Source organism: Phenylobacterium sp., from assembly GCF_030697925.1.
Lineage (GTDB): Bacteria > Pseudomonadota > Alphaproteobacteria > Caulobacterales > Caulobacteraceae > Phenylobacterium.
On record NZ_JAUYOJ010000230.1, the window covers coordinates 1 to 16,754 of the forward strand.

Sequence of the window (16,754 nt, forward strand, 5' to 3'; positions counted from 1 at the left end):
GCCGGATCCGAAGGTCTTCCGAATAAGCCCGCGCCACCCAAACCTCCTGTCCAAGCCAACAGGAGACTCCACCGCTTCGGCCCGCTCGGGAATCCACACCCCAATCACATTCGATTCAACAGGCGCGGGAAACGCTCTAGACCCGCCCCCCAGGCGTCGCGTCGCAAACGATAGCCAAGCTGGATGTCATCGGTTTGCGGCAGGGGCGACAACAAAACCCAGCCGAGCAGCTCACTAGGCGCGGCCTTCGCGAACAGGCTCCAGTAGCCGAGGTCCGGACCGAAATCGGCGTCGATCTGGCGACCGAGATGCTCGCGCTGGCGCTCCGGCGGCCAGACGTCGCCCAGGTAACGCATGACCTCGGGGTCGCTGTTGATGGCGACGCAGGCATCCAGGTCGGCGCGAATGCGCGAGCGTAGGACAAGCCGCGCTGTCTCGAAGCTCGGCTCGTGCAATGCTAGCCCCAGCCCTCCACCGATCCCATCCGCCGCGCGGCGGGCTTCACGTGGGCGAGGGTGTCGACCAGACCACCCGACGGCTGTTCCGGCGTGTCGGCGGGCGCGCCGTAGAACCAGCCCTGGGCGAAGTCGACGCCGGCCCGGCGCACGGCCTCCTCGGCGTTGGCGTTCTCCACCATCTCGGCCAGGGTCTTGACCCCCAGCTCCGCGCACATGGTCACCAGGTGGCGGATGAAGGTGCTCTCGCGGCCGCCGTGCTGCAGCTCGCGGATGTAGCGGCCGTCGATCTTGACGATGTCGAGGGTCAGTTGCTGCAGATAGGCGAGCGAGGCGGCCCCGGCGCCGAAGTCGTCGAGGCAGATCATGCAGCCTTCGGAGCGCAGGGCCTTCAGGTGGCGGTCGGCGACGGCCAGGTCGTCGATGGCCGCGCTCTCGGTGATCTCGAACAACAGCCGGCCGCAGGCCTCGGGGGTCTTGACCAGCATCGCCTTGACCGCCTGGACGAAGGCCGGGCTGGTGATGGTGCGGCCGGAGATGTTGGCCGCCAGCTTCAGCTTCGGATCGGAGGCGAGCTTGGCGATGGTCTGTTCGACCACGGCGATGTCCAGGGCCTCGATCAGGTCGAGCTCCTCGGCCATGCGGATCATCGGGAAGGGGCTAGCGTTGTCGCCGAAGCGCACCAGGACCTCGTAATGGTGCAGGGCGGCGTTGGCCTTGAGGTTCACCACCGGCTGGTAGACCAGCCGGAAGCGCTTCTCGCTGACCGCCTCGCCGAGCGCGCCGACCTCCACCAGGGTGCGCTGCACCGAGCGGCTGACCGCCTCGTTCAGGGTCGTGGACGGCTTGCCGTCCATGCCGTCCTTGATGAAGTTGTCCAGCGAGAAGCGAAGGGCGCGCAGGATCTGGCCGGGAGAGGCGTCGCCCATCAGGCTCATGGCCCGCGCATCCGGGTTGACGCCATGCTTGGGGTCGATCGCCACCAGCTGGATCAGCCGTTGGACCAGGGCGTCCACGCTGTCGCCCTTGGGGCGCACCAGGGCGAAGCGATCCGATCCCAGCATGGCGGCCGCGCCGCCGCCGTGCGACTGGGCGCGCAGGGCGCCGGCCAGACGGTCGTCGAGGTCCTTGGACGCCTCGGGGCCCAGCAGCTTGCGCAGCGTGCCCAGGCCGCCCAGCTCGATCAGGGCCATCTCCAGCTCCTGGCCGGTCGACTTGGCGGTCTCGATGAGCGCTGCGGTGGCGGTCTCGAAGGAGCTCTTGTCGTGCAGGCCGTGCATCACCTTGGCCGCGGCGCGGCTGAAGGCGCAGGAGATCGCCCCCTCATTGCCCGGCATGCGGAAGGCGGTGAACGAGGCGGCGCGCTCGCTGGCGCCGGCCGAACCCGCCAGGGTCACCACCACCGGCCCGCCACGCCCGCCTTCGTTCAGGCCCTTCAGCAGGGCCTCGACCATCGGGCGGTCGCGGGGATCGATGAAGTCGCGCCAGGCGCGGCCGACCAGGGCGGTCTCGGCCGAGCCGGACAGCGCCTCGCTGGCGCCGATCGCGAACCCGATCCTGCTGTCGGCGGTGATCTCGAGGAGAAGGTCCGCGCTGGCGAACGCGAAGCCAAGCAGACGTTGCGGACTGAGCTGCAAGGCGGCTCTCCCTTGGATGCGACCAACATCTTGTAACGGCTGGGCTTAATTTGGCGTTGAGACGCCCGGACAGCTCCCCGTCGCCAGCCGCGACCTAATGGCGCTATATCCGTCCCATGCGCGAGCGCCTGACATCCCGAGTGCTGCTGTTCGATCCCGCCGGGGCCATCCTGCTGCTGCGCGGCCGGATGCCGGGCCGCCCGGCCAGCAGCTCGGCCTGGCACACGGTCGGCGGCGGCGTCGATGCCGGCGAGACCCTGATCGAGGCGGCGCGCCGCGAGGTCGCCGAGGAAACCGGCTTCACCGAGGTCGATCTCGGCCCGGTGGTCTGGACCCGGTCCGGGGCGGGGAACCTGGTCACCGGCGAGCAGGTGCTGTTCAGGGAGCACTATTTCGTCGGCCGCTGCCCCGGCGGCGAGCCCTCCCGCGCGGGCTGGGCCGATTACGAAACCGAACTGATCGACGACATCCGCTGGTGGACCCCGGCCGATCTCGCGGGCTTGACCGAACGCATCTATCCCGAGCGCTTCCTCGAACTGATCCCCGACATCGCCGCGGGCGCCTATCCCGACCCGCCGCTGGAGATCACCGTGACGCGGGTGAAGACCTAGGCGAGACAGTCACAAGGTCGCGGTAATTCGCGTCCCGTCTCCCCCTTGCGGGAGAAGGTGGCCTTGCGGAGCAAGGTCGGATGAGGGGTCTCTCGGAACTCTCAGGTCACGCCGGCGAAGCCAAATTGAACCACGAACCACACGAACCACACGAACGGAGCCGAACTCGATAGGCCGTAAAGCCGACCGTTCGTGCCGTTCGTGTGGTTCGTGGTTCAGTCCTTTGACGTTCGCGGCTACGCCGCCGCCAACCGGATAGGACATTCGACCCCTCATCCGTAGTGTTGAACACGAAACCCAGGCACACCCCATGATCGCATCGCTGTTCGCCGCCGCCCTGGCCATCGCCGCCAATTGCGACCTGGAGGCGCCCTCCGGGGAACCCGGCTGCGCCCGCCCCCGGGTCGACGCGCTCAGGATCAACCAGATCCAGGCGATCGGCACGCACAACTCCTACAAGCAGGCGATCTCGCCGGCCCAGATTGAGCTGCTGCGCGGCTCCAATCCCAAGGAGGCGGCCGGCCTCGACTACGCCCATCCGCCCCTGACCGACCAGCTCGCCGCCGGCGCCCGTCAACTGGAGCTGGACATCCTCTACGACCCCCAGGGCGGTCGTTACGCCGATCCCCTGGTCAAGAAATTCGCCGACGATCTGCCCTACGACCTCGCGCCGCTAAAGGGTCCGGGCTTCAAGGTCATGCATGTCCAGGACCTGGACTACCGCTCCAACTGCCCGCTGTTCACCGGCTGCCTGGCGGAGATTCGCGCCTGGTCCAAGGCCCACCCCGACCATGTGCCGCTGCTGATCCTGCTGAACCTCAAGGAGGGCAAGCTGGACATCCCTGGCGCCGTGCTCGCCCAGCCCTTCGACGCCGCGGCCATGGACGCCGTCGACGGCGAGATCCGTTCGGTCTTCCAGCCCGGCGAGCTGATCACCCCCGACCAGGTCCAGGGCCGCCGCGCCACCCTGCGCGAGGCCGCCTTCGCCCACGCCTGGCCGAAGCTCAAGTCCGCGCGCGGCAAGGTGATGTTCGCCCTCGACGCGCCCATCGAGCAGGTCGTCATCTATCGCGGCGCCCGCAAGTCGCTGGAGGGCCGGGTGATGTTCGTCAACATCGACGAGACCTCGCCGGCCGCGGCCTACATCACCCTGAACGAGCCAAAGGAACAGGCCGACCGCATCGCCGCGGCGGTCAGGGCCGGCCTCATCGTCCGCACCCGAGCCGATGCCGACACCGCCGAGGCTCGAACCAATGACCGCAGCCGACAGGACGCCGCCTTCGCCGCAGGCGCCCAGTACGTCTCCACCGACTATATGAAGCCAGACCCGCGCTTCGGCCCCTACGAGGCCCACCTGCCGGGCGGCGGGGCGGCGCGGCTCAGTCCGGCGTCGAAATAAGCGCCAGGTCGGGCGCCGTCATCGTCGGATCGCGCACCGGCGTCTCCGCCGGCATGTCCACCGGCGGCACGTCCAGCGGCGCCGAGGAGATGTGGGCCTGCGGCGGGGGAGGGGCCTGCGCCATCTCCACCGGCGGCGGTTCGGCCTTCTTGCGCTTGAACAGCTTGCCGAGGAGGCCGCCGGCCTTCTGGCCGGCCATGCCGGCCGCGGCGCCGCCCAAGGGGCCGCCGGCTGCGGTTCCCGCCGCTGAGGCCGCCACGCCGCCCACGGTTCCGCCGATGGTCTCCATGATTCCGGGCTTTTCCTTCTCCGGTTTCGGTTCGTCCTGCGCCAGCGCTAGGGCGGGGGCGAGGATCAGGGTGGCCGCGGCCCCCATGCTGATCAGCTTTCGCATCATATCCTCCGTTCCCGTCGGGGTCCGGAACGTGTCAGCGCGGGGTCGGGTTCTGGTGACGCTTAAGCCGGTCGCCCGCCGAGGTAGCAGGGCGCGTCGTCGGTGATCGGCCACCAGCCGGCCTTCGACGCCACATAGGCGTGGAAGCCGATCTCCGTCGCCACCGGCTCGTCCAGGGTCCCGGCGCGCAGGCGCAGCACCTCGGGCTTGGCCAGGAGGCGGCTGAACACCGGGCTCCCACAGCGCCCGCAAAACACCCGCTCCTTGCCCGGCGAGGACTCATAGGCGCGCAGCTCGCCTTCGCCGCTCAGCAGGGTGAAGTCCGCCGTCGCCACCGGAATATTGGTCGCGAACGCCCCGCCCTGCGCCTTTCGGCAGTCGCCGCAGTGGCAGACCTGGACGGGCGCGAGGTCTCCCGCGACCTCGAAACGGACGGCGCGGCAGAGACAGGATCCGGTGTGCATGGCGGGGTCTTTCGCTGAACTCCCCCGTCATAGCGCCTGATGCGTCGCCGGCGCTATCGTCCGACGCCGGATCGTCACAGAACCCCGGCAGGATGGGCCTTCGCCATGCGGCGGGGGACTTGATCATGGCCCAGACGGGCGCCTTCCTCTGGGCCTATGCCTTCCGCGACGGCGCGGCCACCGCACTGACCGATCAGACCCTGGCCCCCGCGCCGGCCGGCCATGACTGGGTCTGGATCCATTTCCCGCTTAGCGACCAGCGCGCCCGGCTCCATCTCGAACAGCTCGAGGAACCGCCCGCCGCCGCGCTCGAACTGATCCTGCGCGCCGAGCAGCGGGTGCAGATCCAGTTCGCCGGGGACTGGGCCTATGGCGTCCTGCCGGACTTCGAGCGCGACCTGGACGGCGCCGCCATTGGAGTCGGCCGGCTGATGTTCGCCATGGGACCGCGGCGGCTGATCACCGCGCGCCGCCAGGCGCTGTGCGTGGTGGACGATGTGCGTCGCGACCTCGAGCGGGGCGGATGCCTGGCCTCGCCGGCCGAGGCGGTGATCCGGCTCGTCGAACGCTATGTGGACATCGCCGAGGCCCGCCTGCACGCCGCCGCCGAGGCCCTGGACCGCATCGAAGACCGCATGCTGGCCGATGCGGGCGAGTTGGACGGGGTCAAGCTCGGCCCCCTGCGCAGGGGCCTGTCGCGCGACCACCGGGAATATCTCGGCCTGCGCAGCGCCCTGCACCGGGCCATGACCCCGCGCGAGGCCCACAAGGTCGCGGTCCTCCCCGCCCAGCTCTCGCGCCTGGCGCAGGAGGCCGAGGACCTCGATCGGGAGACCGTCAGCCTGCAGGAGCGCGCCCGCCTGCTGCACGAGGAGCTCGACACCCGCATCACCAGCGCCACCAATCGCAGCATGCGCGCGCTCACCGTCATGTCCAGCCTGCTGATCCCGCCCACCCTGATCGTCGGGGCCTTCGGCATGAACCTGCCGGGCATCCCCTTCGCCGACGACCGCGCGGGCTTCGTCGTCGCCTCGACCCTCTGCCTGGCGGTCGTGGGCGGGGCTTGGTTCGTCCTGCGGCGGATGAGGATCATGCCGTAGAGGGGCCGGCGGTCAGCCTAGCGCAACGCTTAGCCCCCGCCGACCGTTAATCAGGTCCCTCCCAGGGAGGGAGGGCCGGATGTTCACCATCGCGCTGGTCGCCCGCAAGGGCGGCTCGGGCAAAACCACGCTCGCCGTCCACCTGGCCCTGGCCGCCTGGCTGCGCGGGTGGCACACCCTGTTGGCCGACGTCGATCCCCAACGCTCCGCCATCGAGGCCCTGCGCGCGCGCCACGGCCTCGGTCCCGATCGCGTCGCCATCGCCGGCCCCAAGCTCTACGACCTGCAGATGAGCGCCGTGCGCCGCGGGACCGACGTCATGATCATCGACACCGCCGCGGGCGTCACGGAGGAGCAGGCCAGCGCCATCGTACTCGCCGACCTCTGCCTCCTGGTGGTCCGCCCGGCCTTCCTGGACCTGGCCGCGGCCATCGAGTCGGTAGCCATTATCCGCCGCCTGAAGAAGCCTCTGCTGCTGGTGGTCAACCAGGCGCCTCCCGCCCGCGAGGGGGTCGAATCCCCCGCGGTCCGTCGGGCGTTGCGCGCCCTGGCGGTGCTCTCCCAGCCGATCGCGCCGACCCTCATCCGCTCGCGCATGGTCTATCAGAGCGCGCTGGAGACCGGCCGCTCCGCCGAGGAGGCCGGCGACCCCGCCGCCGCCCTGGAGATCGCCGAGCTCTGGGCCTACATCCGCCACTTCGCCCTGCCGCACCGCGCGGCGGGATGAGCGGTCTATGGGTTAGCCCAGGCCCACGGCCTGGACCGTGCCCTCCGCCGGCTCCAAGGCCTCCTGCATGGCCCGGATCAGCTCCGCGGCGTTGATCGGCTTGGCCACGAAGCCGTCCATGCCGGCGGCGAGATACTCGCCGACCTGGTCGCGCATCACATTCGCCGACAGGGCCAGGATCGGGGTCTTCCGGCGACCCAGGCTGCGCTCCAGCAGCCGGATCGCCTTGGTCGCCTCGATCCCGTTCATCAGCGGCATCTGGATGTCCATCAGGATCAGGTCCCACTCCGCCTCGCCGAACAGGACGACGGCCTCGCTCCCATCCCCGGCCAGCTGGATGTCGAGGCCCATGGGGCCGAGCAGGGCGGTGAGCAGCAGCTGATTGGTCTTGTTGTCCTCGACCGCCAGGACGCGAAGCGGCGCCATCTCGGCCTGCGTCTCCAGGCCCGCGTCGGCCGCCAGGGTGACATCGCCCATTCGCTGCATCGGCACGTGGAAGCTGAAGGTCGATCCGGCGCCCAGCTCGCTGCTTGCTGAGATCGCGCCGCCCATCAGCTCCACCAGCTGGCGGCAGATCGCCAGGCCCAGCCCCGTGCCGCCGAACTGGCGGGTGGTGGTGGCGTCGGCCTGGGTGAACTTGTCGAACAGGTCGCCGACCCGGTCGGCCGGAATCCCCAGGCCGGTGTCGCGCACGGCGAAGGCGAGGCCCTCGCGCGCCACCGACACCGAGAGCTCGACCTCGCCCTCGGAGGTGAACTTCACGGCGTTGGAGGCGAGGTTGGCCAGCACCTGCCGCAGCCGCACCGCGTCGCCGCGCCAGAACCCCGCGACGCCCTCGCCCAGGCTCAGCCGGAAGCCGACATCCTTCTGGGCGGCCAGGCCCGCGAAGGGACGCACCGCCGAATTGATCGCCGCCGCCATGTCGAAATCATGGATGTCGAGGTCCAGGCGGCCGGCCTCGATCTTGGCCAGGTCCAGCAGGTCGTTCAGCACCGCCAGCAGGATCTCGCCGGAGTCGCGGATCACATGCAGCTTGTCGCGCTGGTCGGCGGTGAGCGGGCTGCGCGACAGCACGTCGGCCATGCCCAGCACCCCGTTCAGCGGCGTGCGGATCTCATGGCTCATGTTCGCCAGGAACTGGGACTTGGCGAGATTGGCGTCCTCGGCCCGGTTGCGGGCCGAGATCAGCTCTTCCATGGCCTGGCGGTGGGCGGCCTCGTGGACGTCCATCCGCCCGGTGACCCGGCGCACCAGCAGGGCCAGGCCCCCCGCCGCCATGAACAGCAGCCAGAACCCCAGCGCCAGCGGCGGCGCGGCGGTCTTCAGGACCTGCACCCCCGGCTGCTTGGCGTCCCAGGCCAGGCTGCCGACCCTCTGGCCGTCGATGTCGGTCAGGGGAATGGCCTGTCCCTCCGCCGGCGCGCGCGGCGTCAGCCGGGGCCGGCCGATCCCCATCTCGCCCAGGGTCGCCAGCAGCTGGCGGTCCATCCGCTGGGCGGAGATCACGATCACGCCGCGTCCGGGCGCGCGGGGCGACAGGGCGTTCTCCGGCGTCACCGTCGAGACCGCCACCAGGTAATAGGCGCCCCGCGAGCGCACCACGCCGCTCGCCGTCTCGGCCAGGGCCGGGTCGGTGGCGCGCAGGCTGGGCGACGGCGGCTTGCGCGCGGCCTCCAGGGCCCGCACCCGGCGCAGCAGCGGGGCGGCGTCGCGTTGCAGGGCCGCCAGGTTCGCGGCGTCCGTCCGCTCGCCGGCGGTCCAGGCGTAGAAGGGCCGGTCGGCGCGGTCGAGGACCAGGGTCGCGTCGTGGCCGCGGTTGTTGGCGTAATAGGTGCCGATCTCCTCGTCGGCCCAGACCTGGTCGCCGCCGGGCTTCAGCTCCTCATAGGCCTGGTCCCAGACCGTGGCCGTGGTCACGTCGCTCACCAGCCCGGCCAGCGAGCGGTTCAGCGTATTGGAGATCAGCGCCCGGTCCTCGCTGGCCTGCAGCTCGTCGAGCGCGTGCGAGGCGAAGGCGAGCAGGCCCGCTGTCCCGGCGATCACCAGCAGGATCACCGCCACGCCGATCGTCACCAGCTGGCGGACCGCCCTCTGTCCCTCGGTGATGGTCGGCCCCAACGCAACGCCCCCGGTTTCCACCACGCTGAAGCGGCAGTGTTGTCTGATCGTAAACCGCGGGCGATTCGGCCGTTCTGTCGCAGAGGTTACCGGTGTCCGGCAGGCCTTATCGCACAAGGCCCTACGTCAAGTTGCGCGGCGACAATTCCAGGTCGCGGGCGCGGCGGAAGACGTCGCCACCCTTGGGCTTGAGGATCTGAAGTTCGGCGGCCGGGGCGCGTGAAGGCGGGACCACATAGGCCTCCAGGTGGCGCTCCGGAACGTCGCAACCGGCGCGGTCACCGCCTTTGCGGCCCTATCGCACCGCCCGGATGGGCTCGGCGCCGTCCCAGTCCGCCGCCGCGCGCTTGATGTGCTCGAAGAACCGCCCCTTGTTCCCGCTGATGTCGGAGATCTCGACCACCGTGCCGGGATGGGCCTCCGTGTCGAAATAGGCGAACCGCCCCAGCTCCCCGCCGATCTGGCCCTCGTGCCCGACCTTGTAGCCGAGGCCCAGCGCCCGGTCGTAGAGCCCCTGATAGTCGCGGGTCCAATAGGACATGTGCTGCAGCCCCTCGCGGCCGGCGTCCAGGAACTCCTTGTACATCGAGGGCGCCTCGTTGGTCTGCTGGATCAGCTCGATCTGCAGGTCCCCGGAATTGGCGAGCGCGATGCTCATCTTGACGTCGGACGCCGCCCCCCGGTGCCGGAAATAGTCGGTCTTCACCGCCTCGATGAAGAACCACGGCCCCACGCCCATGACCGTGATCCAGTGATCCATCGCCGCGCGGATATCGCGGACGACATAGCCGTTCTGGCAGACGGCGCCGAAGATGCGGCTCATGGGGGCTCCTTCAATTCGCGGACACTGTACCCGCTTCTCCGCGTCCCCGAAATCCCCACGGCATATCGCCACGCAATAATTTAATTGCCGCAATACGATAAATGCCATATCGTCGGACGATAATTCAAAGAGGTCGTCCGATGCCAGATGTCACCAACGCCACGCTCGGCATGTCGCGGGGCCTGCTCCAGATCTGCCGCGTGCTGAACATCGTCGCCGCGTCCGGGTTCTTCCTGCTGCTGGCCGCCAGCTTCTTCTACGAGGACGCCTTCATCGGCTATTACCGGACCCATATGCCGGAGGCCGACGTCGGCCGCCTGCTGCCGGCGCTCCGCGGCATGGTCCTGGTCGGCGCGCCCATGCTGGCCCTGGTGCACGTGCTGCTCTCCCGCCTTCTGGACATCACGGCGACGGTCCGTGCGGGGGATCCCTTCGTGCCCGAGAACGCCGCGCGCCTGCGCGTGGTCGCCTGGTGCCTGCTGATGATCGAGGTGCTGCACGTCGGCCTGGGCTTCCTGGTCCATCAGGTGCAGGCCTCCCATGTGCCGATGGAGTGGGATTTCTCCCTGGCGGGGTGGCTCGCCGTCCTCCTGACCTTCGTCCTGGCCAGCGTGTTCGAGCAAGGCGCGCGCCAGCGCGACGACCTGCGGGCGATGATCTGATGCCCATCCTCATCAAGATCGACGACATGCTGCACGCCCGGCGCATGACGCTCACCGAACTCGCGGGCAAGGTCGGCATCACCCTGGCCAACCTCTCGATCCTCAAGACGGGCAAGGCCAAGGGGGTTCGGTTCGAAACCCTGGAGGCGATCTGCGACGTGCTCGACTGCCAGCCCGGCGATCTCATCGAGTTCCGCCGGGGCGACCCGGCGCCGGAATTGCGGTGACGGTGCATTAAATCGAACGAGGCGTTCATCGCGGGCCTGGAGCGCGAGAGCGGTCGGTCGTTCAAGCTCGCCAAGCGAGGACTCGCGCCGAAGGCGGCGGGGGCCAAATGAAATGCGCTGTCACCGTAACTCCGTCACCGTAACCTCACGCAGACCCGCGGCGGGATATCCAGAGGCGGAGGCCGTAGGGACGACAGGCTAACGGCTGGCCGGGCCGCGGCCAACGCGGCGGCAGGCTGTGAAGGTCCAGAAGCCATACCCGAGCGTGGCGACGATCGCGGCGACCACGATGGCCATGGAGGCGACGTCGGCGAGCGGCAGGGGGGCGAAAGCCCAGAGGGCGGCGTAGGCGAGGCCTGCGAGCACGAACGACCAGCCGCCCACCCGGAGCGCAGCCTGAGTGCTGGATTCCGCGCGCGGCGAGCCACGGGCGGCGCCGAGCTGCTTGGGCATGGTGTTGGCGTAGGCGGCGAGCCCGAGGCCGATCAGCATCTGCATGGCCCGCCTGGCGCCGTCCGCACCGAGCCATCCGGCGTCCTCCGCGTAGCGTAGGCCATAGGCGGCGGCGAGGAGCACGGCCGCGAGGCCGAGGGCGAAGGCCAGGCGCTTCTTCATGGTGCTCTCTCTTTCGCGGGGACCGTGCTCATAGTGGGCGCCGGTCCGGTGTCCGGAACGCCGATCCCGAAGATGCTGGAGAAGCCCAGGAGGGCGTCCTCCAGGACGGACAGCTTGAGCCGGTAGGTGATCGTAACGCCCTGCTTATGCGCGTCGATGAGCTCGGCCTCGCGCAGCACGGCGAAGTGGGCCGACATGGTCGGCCGCGAAACCGCGAACTGGTCGCTCAGCTCCCCGGCGGTCATCGGCCGCTGGCGCAGCAGCTCCAGTACCCTGCGGCGGGTCGGATCGGCCAGCGCCTTGAAGACTTTGTTCATCGTCCATATTTAGCTAATTATCGAAATATGGTCAAGTGAGAACGAGGGTTACGACGACAGGGCATTAAATTGACGTCCGCCGACGCCGCCCAGGTTCGCCCATGGCCCGCCTCTTAATTCGGGGACACTATACTAATTTCTCGGCCCTCGGCTTCCGCCCCCGCTTCTGAGGCGCCAACGGTCTGCCCAGCCGGCGCTCCAGGTCAGTGGTGAACTCGGCCGATCCCAGGGGCCGCCCGGTGCGCTCTCCGCGCTGGATCGCTCGATGCTCAATCTCGCCCAGGCCGGCCGCGAGGAAGTCCGGCCAGTCCGGCGCCATGCCCAGCAGCGGCGCCGTCGCCACCAGCCCGTCGTCGCGCCCCGCCAGGTGCGCCCGGGCGCTGGACCAGGGCCAGTCCTGCGGCGCGCTCACCAGCTTGGCCCGCACCGGATTGAGTTCCACATACCGCGCGCAGGCCAGCAGGTGCGCCCCGTCCATCGGGACCGAGGCGAACCGCCCCTGCCACAGATAGCCCGTCCAACCCTCGCGCTGATTGATCCGCCGGGAGTAGCGCCGATGCGCTTCCGACAGCGCCGCGCGCAAGCCGTCCTCGCTGGAGGGGACCAGGATCAGGTGGACGTGGTTGGGCATCAGGCAATAGCCCCAGACCTCCACCCCCGCCGCGCGGCAGCCCTCCGCCAGCAGGTCGCGATAGACCGCATAGTCCGCGTCGGAGAAGAAGGTCGTCTGGCGGCGGTTGCCCCGCTGGGTCACGTGATGCGCCACGCCGGGCGCTACGACTCGAGCAAGCCTTGCCATTGGGGGAGCGTGGCGTGGCGGGGTGGGGGAGTCAAATTAGTATAGTGTCCCCGAATATCCCGAATATCCCGTGCTCGTATCCGCTTGGACTGGTTCACTGGCGCAAGCGATCAGGCGTCGACCTTGAATGAGCGAGATGACCAAGATTGTTCTGTGATTCTACTGGACATAGCGGCTGATCAACACTCCACTATAGCCTGTGTGCGTTAGCCGGCTGGGACAGTAGCGGAGGGGGAGATGAATCGAGGCGCATGGGTGGTGTTCGGCCTTGCGGGGCTGGCGCTTGCAGCATCAGTAAGTACTGCCAATGGCGAAGCTAGCAAAGAATCTACTCAATCATGGCTCAACGACCTCAAAGATCGATGGCTGATCATAGAGAGCTCTCAAGTCCAGGTCTCGCATCCCCAGGTCGAGATATTCTGCAGTGACGGACGTTGGTTCGCGTCGGCCGGAAACCAGCAGAACATTGGGACATACAGTTTCGCTGGCGGACGCCTCTGCGTGATGAGGGGATCATCTTACAAAATGTGCAGGATACTCTCGAAGCAGCGCGATGGCCGTCTAATTGCGCGATCTGATGGCGGCTCGCGGGACATCATGGAGATTCGTCCGGCATCAGCAAATACCAAGTCCGAAGCCGGCGAACTCGACCAAGTTTGTAGCTCGAAAGGTATCCAGCCGTGACCTTCTCGCTGTCCTTCGTTGAGTGGTATTCGCCATCGGTAACCTGGGGTCAGGCCCTTACAACCCCTAGCACCTTTCAGATCACCGCGATTTCAAATGCGCTGACAACGCTAGCGTCGACGTCATCTGGAGCAGCGCTCTTATCAGGCTACTCAGCGTCAACTCCTCTCCGCATCGGAATAGGAACGTCGAACCATTCCCAGTATTCGCCGACCGGCGGCTGGTACGCCCTGTCATTGGATTTTTCGATCGCGGAATACTACCTGAACCCGACCGGAAAATGGGTTCTCGGTGATGACGTATTGGTGCTCGCGCACGAGCTTGCGCACGTCGATACGGCGAACGGGCCTGGTATAAACCCGGATTCGTCCGATACTGCCTCAAACTTGAACTCAAACGGATACGACTACGACGGATATCAAATACAGCAACAGAACATCGTCGCGTTAGAACTTGGTCTATCCAGTAAAGTTCAGCTTTCCTATGGATCTGGCATTGGTATTATTTCGTACACCAGCCGAGGTTTTGTAGACAACTACTCATACTCATTTGGAAATACAATTGACGCAGCGAGAGTTGTAAAAACGGCGAACGAAATTGTAGACACTTCCAATTCGCCGAACGGAAACGCCAGTTCGCGAGATTTGATTTTTGGGGCGAGCGGCAATGACACGATTACGACGGGCGCTGGTGCGGATTACGCCTACGGGGCCGGCGGAAACGACAGTGCGAACGGTGGTGACGCCGCGGACTATCTCGCTGGCGAGGCTGGCTCCGACACCCTCTTAGGCGAAGCCGGCGCGGATACTTTGGAGGGTGGCGACGGGAACGATTCGCTGCGTGGCGGTGACGGCGATGACTCCATCAGTGGCGGCGATGGAAACGACACGGTCAATGCGAGCCAGGGCACAGATACCGTATCTGGCGGGCCAGGCTCAGATCTCCTGATCGTAAATGCCAATACAGTTACTATCGAAGCAGATGAGGGTGCTGACACTCTGATCGTGACGACCTCCAATTCTGTCGTACAGGGTGGTGACGAGAGCGATATAATCGTTGTTACAGGTGATCAGAATTATATCAGCGGCGGCGCAGGCGACGACTACATCGAACTCTTGCCGCCGAGTAGCGGCGGATATTCAGTTGATGGCCATGTTGCTCCACTTAACAATACCATTGTATTCGCCAAGGGTGATGGTCACGATACATACTTCATGGGAGATGGTTTCTATAGAGATGGGTTCGTAAACAATCCCGCAGCACGGGCAAATTTTTTAGGACAAGTTGGAAGCGGGGTGATCTAAGGTCACACGATCAACTATACAAAATTTTCGTTTCCTGACGTGGATTGGTCTGACCTAAAGGTGTATGTTCAGTATACGCTGGCTGGACAAACCGAGTATCTGATAAAGATACTATCGACGGGTGATTACATACATGCGTATTCACACGTAAACGTGGACTTAGCGTTTACTTCTGATCTCGTGACATTTAAATATACATTTTATGATTATATTCTAGGAGGGACGCAGAACGTCTATCATTTTGCCGATGGCGACTATGATAACCTGCAATTCGAGTACGTTAGCAGTCTAGCGCCCTATATGAGCTCTTCTCCGGGCAATGACGTAAGTGGCACCGCCGGGGCGGATAACCTTTCGGGCGGCCCCGGCGACGACAGCATCGCGGCGGGCGCTGGAAACGACGCCATCTTTGCAGGATTTGAAGGGCTGGCGGGCGGTATTGACGCAGTCGACGGCGGCGATGGCGCCGACACCCTCAGCGCAACCTACGATGGGCAGGTCATTGCCGTCTCGAGCCTCACGAACGTTGAGGTCGTCACTTCTGGCGGCCACTCCAACGTTACGCTGGCTGGCTCCTTCCAGAAGGATGTGTTGAACCTTAGCGGCGTGCAGCTTGTTGACATCCTTTCCGTCTCGGGCGGCAGCGGTAACGACACCCTGGTGGGTTCGAACGGGGCTGACACTCTCCTTGGCGACAGTGGCGCCGACTCGCTCGCGGGCGGCGGCGGCAACGACGTATTCTACTTTGATGACGCGCCCGACAAAGGCGACGTTATCGATGGTGGTTCCGGCGCCGACACAATAATGGCGACCACTGATCACGCAAATATCGTCCTAAATGGCATGAGTGGAATCGAAGCAATCTCGGCCAACGGGCATGTCGGAGTTGAGATTGTCAGCACCGTTGCGGTAAATTTAGACTTCTCAAATGTTACGCTTACCAACATTTCGGGTATCTTGGGGAGCGCACAAACCGATACACTTATTGGGTCGTCGGGAAATGACACCTTCCTATACTATGACCTTGCCGGACTGGACTACGATATAATCGACGGAGGTCCCGGACATGACCAGATCCTTGCCGGTGAAAGCTGGGCTTACTTCATGTTCCAGTCCATCCGAAACGTTGAGGTAATCAGCGGAAACGGCTACGAAGGGGTCAAGTTGTATATACCAACGGACGGCCAGGTATCGAACTTCTCCAATGTCCATCTTATCGACATAGAAGAAATCGTAGGTACCACGGCGGCAGATACAATTATTGGATCTACGTCTAGCGATCGTTTTGTGTCAGACGGTGGCGCTGATCTAATGACAGGCGGAGCGGGCTCCGACGTGTTTGCCTACTATGCTCTGTCAGACAGCTCCGTGGCGACAGGTCGCGACACCATCACCGATTTCAATTTGACCCAGGACAAGCTCGATCTAAGCATGGTCGACGCCAACTCAACCGTGCTTGGTCGCCAACATTTTTCATACATTGGCACCGCCCCGTTCACATCGACCGCGGGTGAGCTGCGCTATACGGCTGGAAATGCCGGCGTAACTTTATCAGGAGACATCAACGGCGATGGCCAGGCGGACTTCGAGATTCAACTCGGGAGCATCTACTCCATTAGCAGCTCAAATTTCATTCTCTGACTCCATGGCCGACCAGGTTACAGGCGGAGCTTGAGCTCCGCCCTTCTTGGTCCTACCGGCGGGGGCGCGAGTATATGAAGGAGGGCGTGCCTGTGAAGGTCGCGATCGGGACCAACCACCTGTGTATGACGGCCAGGTGAGCCTAAAGCGATTGGGGCCTGAAGGGGTCCGCGAGCAGATGCAGCGCGTGTCGGCGGAAGCTGCCGAGGAGGCCAATGGCGCTTGTGGCACCTGCAATCGCCCCGACGACAACATAAGCGCCTAGCCACCAGTCCCAGGACCAAGAGAAGGCGATGGTCCGGCCGAGCCGATCGACGCCAAACACCAATGCTGGGAGAACGCCGACTACCAGCGCAAAGGCTGCAAGCATTGCGCCCGCCTTCATGATTGCGGCGCCGATGCTTGTTCCCCAGAACCTTCCAGTCCTAGCGGCCGTCCAATCGACGAACCGTCGCCAAGCCGTCATGTCTTTCCCCCGTAGTCCCTGCGCCGATTCACGTCACCATGCAGAGCCGTTGTCCTGGGTGTGTGAACCTCGGAACCCTGGCGGCGCCATACGCAATTCCTGGTCATTCGTTTGAACTCGCACGACCCCCAGGCGATATACGTCAAAATCGGACGCACCCCCGCCGTTGCGCCAAAAAGAACATCTTGTGAACCCAGAACAAACCACGTACGTCTTGTTGCGACGACGGGTTGCGAATTGTTGGGCCGGTCGGGTTGGGTTGACGGAATCATGAAACAAGGAGCGTCCAAGGTGACTGGGCAATCGGCGTT

Annotated in this window: 18 protein-coding genes; 9 read left to right on the forward strand and 9 right to left on the reverse strand. The window is 65.7% G+C overall.

The window, feature by feature from the left end:
• Positions 1–104: 104 nt before the first annotated feature.
• Positions 105–455, reverse strand: a complete 351-nt coding sequence (locus tag Q8Q88_RS22555; protein WP_305677428.1) for a GNAT family N-acetyltransferase — start codon at positions 453–455, stop codon at positions 105–107.
• Positions 456–457: 2 nt separating this feature from the next.
• Complete coding sequence (locus tag Q8Q88_RS22560) at positions 458–2,092, reverse strand: EAL domain-containing protein (protein ID WP_305677429.1); 1,635 nt, start codon at positions 2,090–2,092, stop codon at positions 458–460.
• Between the two features lie 116 nt (positions 2,093–2,208).
• On the opposite strand from Q8Q88_RS22560, the gene Q8Q88_RS22565 reads away from it, so the two are divergent.
• Positions 2,209–2,703, forward strand: a complete 495-nt coding sequence (locus Q8Q88_RS22565; RefSeq protein WP_305677430.1) for an NUDIX hydrolase — start codon at positions 2,209–2,211, stop codon at positions 2,701–2,703.
• 310 nt (positions 2,704–3,013) lie between these two features.
• Positions 3,014–4,102 carry a phosphatidylinositol-specific phospholipase C1-like protein gene (locus Q8Q88_RS22570; RefSeq protein WP_305677431.1) on the forward strand — a complete coding sequence of 363 codons (1,089 nt, stop codon included), beginning with the start codon at positions 3,014–3,016 and terminating at the stop codon, positions 4,100–4,102.
• On the opposite strand, the gene Q8Q88_RS22575 is transcribed toward Q8Q88_RS22570, so the two are convergent.
• Both Q8Q88_RS22575 and Q8Q88_RS22580 read right to left on the reverse strand, forming a co-directional pair.
• On the reverse strand, positions 4,083–4,496 hold the full coding sequence (locus Q8Q88_RS22575) for a hypothetical protein (protein WP_305677432.1): 414 nt from the start codon (positions 4,494–4,496) through the stop codon (positions 4,083–4,085). The two genes, Q8Q88_RS22570 and Q8Q88_RS22575, sit on opposite strands and share 20 nt — an antisense overlap.
• Positions 4,497–4,558: 62 nt before the next feature.
• Positions 4,559–4,960, reverse strand: a complete 402-nt coding sequence (locus Q8Q88_RS22580) for a GFA family protein (protein ID WP_305677433.1) — start codon at positions 4,958–4,960, stop codon at positions 4,559–4,561.
• Between the two features lie 125 nt (positions 4,961–5,085).
• On the opposite strand from Q8Q88_RS22580, the gene Q8Q88_RS22585 reads away from it, so the two are divergent.
• The gene (locus Q8Q88_RS22585) at positions 5,086–6,060 is read left to right on the forward strand and encodes a CorA family divalent cation transporter (RefSeq protein WP_305677434.1); all 975 of its coding nucleotides are present in this window, start codon (positions 5,086–5,088) and stop codon (positions 6,058–6,060) included.
• Positions 6,061–6,139: 79 nt separating this feature from the next.
• Entirely contained in the window at positions 6,140–6,787 is a 648-nt protein-coding gene (locus Q8Q88_RS22590) for an AAA family ATPase (RefSeq protein ID WP_305677435.1), read from the forward strand.
• Between the two features lie 12 nt (positions 6,788–6,799).
• Here the strand turns inward: Q8Q88_RS22590 and Q8Q88_RS22595 are convergent, their stop codons facing one another.
• Positions 6,800–8,905 (reverse strand): ATP-binding protein, encoded by a 2,106-nt coding sequence (locus Q8Q88_RS22595; RefSeq protein WP_305677436.1) that lies wholly within the window; start codon positions 8,903–8,905, stop codon positions 6,800–6,802.
• A 295-nt stretch (positions 8,906–9,200) separates the two neighbouring features.
• Positions 9,201–9,728, reverse strand: coding sequence for a VOC family protein (locus Q8Q88_RS22600; protein WP_305677437.1), 528 nt, complete (start codon positions 9,726–9,728; stop codon positions 9,201–9,203).
• A 140-nt stretch (positions 9,729–9,868) separates the two neighbouring features.
• Here Q8Q88_RS22600 and Q8Q88_RS22605 point away from each other — a divergent pair, with 140 nt between their 5' ends.
• Positions 9,869–10,390, forward strand: coding sequence for a DUF2975 domain-containing protein (locus tag Q8Q88_RS22605; protein ID WP_305677438.1), 522 nt, complete (start codon positions 9,869–9,871; stop codon positions 10,388–10,390).
• Positions 10,390–10,617: a helix-turn-helix transcriptional regulator gene (locus Q8Q88_RS22610; RefSeq protein WP_305677439.1), complete on the forward strand. Its 228-nt coding sequence runs from the start codon at positions 10,390–10,392 to the stop codon at positions 10,615–10,617. Before Q8Q88_RS22605 ends, Q8Q88_RS22610 begins: the two co-directional genes overlap by 1 nt.
• Positions 10,618–10,815: 198 nt before the next feature.
• Here Q8Q88_RS22610 and Q8Q88_RS22615 read toward each other — a convergent pair whose 3' ends face one another.
• The 3 genes from Q8Q88_RS22615 to Q8Q88_RS22625 all read right to left on the reverse strand — a co-directional run bounded on the left by Q8Q88_RS22615 (position 10,816) and on the right by Q8Q88_RS22625 (position 12,315).
• Complete coding sequence (locus Q8Q88_RS22615; protein ID WP_305677440.1) at positions 10,816–11,232, reverse strand: hypothetical protein; 417 nt, start codon at positions 11,230–11,232, stop codon at positions 10,816–10,818.
• Positions 11,229–11,549, reverse strand: a complete 321-nt coding sequence (locus tag Q8Q88_RS22620) for an autorepressor SdpR family transcription factor (RefSeq protein WP_305677441.1) — start codon at positions 11,547–11,549, stop codon at positions 11,229–11,231. Before Q8Q88_RS22620 ends, Q8Q88_RS22615 begins: the two co-directional genes overlap by 4 nt.
• 127 nt (positions 11,550–11,676) lie before the next feature.
• A complete protein-coding gene (locus Q8Q88_RS22625) occupies positions 11,677–12,315 on the reverse strand; it encodes a transposase (protein ID WP_305677442.1) in 639 nt (212 codons plus the stop codon).
• 270 nt (positions 12,316–12,585) lie between these two features.
• On the opposite strand from Q8Q88_RS22625, the gene Q8Q88_RS22630 reads away from it, so the two are divergent.
• Genes Q8Q88_RS22630 through Q8Q88_RS22640 form a run of 3 tightly spaced genes read left to right on the forward strand, consistent with a single transcriptional unit; the run spans position 12,586 to position 15,977 of the window.
• Positions 12,586–13,032, forward strand: a complete 447-nt coding sequence (locus Q8Q88_RS22630; protein WP_305677443.1) for a hypothetical protein — start codon at positions 12,586–12,588, stop codon at positions 13,030–13,032.
• Positions 13,029–14,336 (forward strand): calcium-binding protein, encoded by a 1,308-nt coding sequence (locus Q8Q88_RS22635; RefSeq protein WP_305677444.1) that lies wholly within the window; start codon positions 13,029–13,031, stop codon positions 14,334–14,336. Before Q8Q88_RS22630 ends, Q8Q88_RS22635 begins: the two co-directional genes overlap by 4 nt.
• Positions 14,337–14,396: 60 nt before the next feature.
• Positions 14,397–15,977: a calcium-binding protein gene (locus tag Q8Q88_RS22640; RefSeq protein WP_305677445.1), complete on the forward strand. Its 1,581-nt coding sequence runs from the start codon at positions 14,397–14,399 to the stop codon at positions 15,975–15,977.
• Positions 15,978–16,754 lie beyond the last annotated feature (777 nt).

Bases quoted from the DNA above. Each gene is read 5' to 3' on its own strand.
- Q8Q88_RS22630 (WP_305677443.1), top strand. From the start codon at position 12,586: ATGAATCGAGGCGCATGGGTGGTGTTCGGCCTTGCGGGGCTGGCGCTT.
- Q8Q88_RS22580 (WP_305677433.1), bottom strand. From the start codon at position 4,960: ATGCACACCGGATCCTGTCTCTGCCGCGCCGTCCGTTTCGAGGTCGCG.
- Q8Q88_RS22610 (WP_305677439.1), top strand. From the start codon at position 10,390: ATGCCCATCCTCATCAAGATCGACGACATGCTGCACGCCCGGCGCATG.
- Q8Q88_RS22565 (WP_305677430.1), top strand. From the start codon at position 2,209: ATGCGCGAGCGCCTGACATCCCGAGTGCTGCTGTTCGATCCCGCCGGG.
- Q8Q88_RS22575 (WP_305677432.1), bottom strand. From the start codon at position 4,496: ATGCGAAAGCTGATCAGCATGGGGGCCGCGGCCACCCTGATCCTCGCC.
- Q8Q88_RS22570 (WP_305677431.1), top strand. From the start codon at position 3,014: ATGATCGCATCGCTGTTCGCCGCCGCCCTGGCCATCGCCGCCAATTGC.
- Q8Q88_RS22605 (WP_305677438.1), top strand. From the start codon at position 9,869: ATGCCAGATGTCACCAACGCCACGCTCGGCATGTCGCGGGGCCTGCTC.
- Q8Q88_RS22585 (WP_305677434.1), top strand. From the start codon at position 5,086: ATGGCCCAGACGGGCGCCTTCCTCTGGGCCTATGCCTTCCGCGACGGC.
- Q8Q88_RS22600 (WP_305677437.1), bottom strand. From the start codon at position 9,728: ATGAGCCGCATCTTCGGCGCCGTCTGCCAGAACGGCTATGTCGTCCGC.
- Q8Q88_RS22590 (WP_305677435.1), top strand. From the start codon at position 6,140: ATGTTCACCATCGCGCTGGTCGCCCGCAAGGGCGGCTCGGGCAAAACC.
- Q8Q88_RS22620 (WP_305677441.1), bottom strand. From the start codon at position 11,549: ATGAACAAAGTCTTCAAGGCGCTGGCCGATCCGACCCGCCGCAGGGTA.
- Q8Q88_RS22615 (WP_305677440.1), bottom strand. From the start codon at position 11,232: ATGAAGAAGCGCCTGGCCTTCGCCCTCGGCCTCGCGGCCGTGCTCCTC.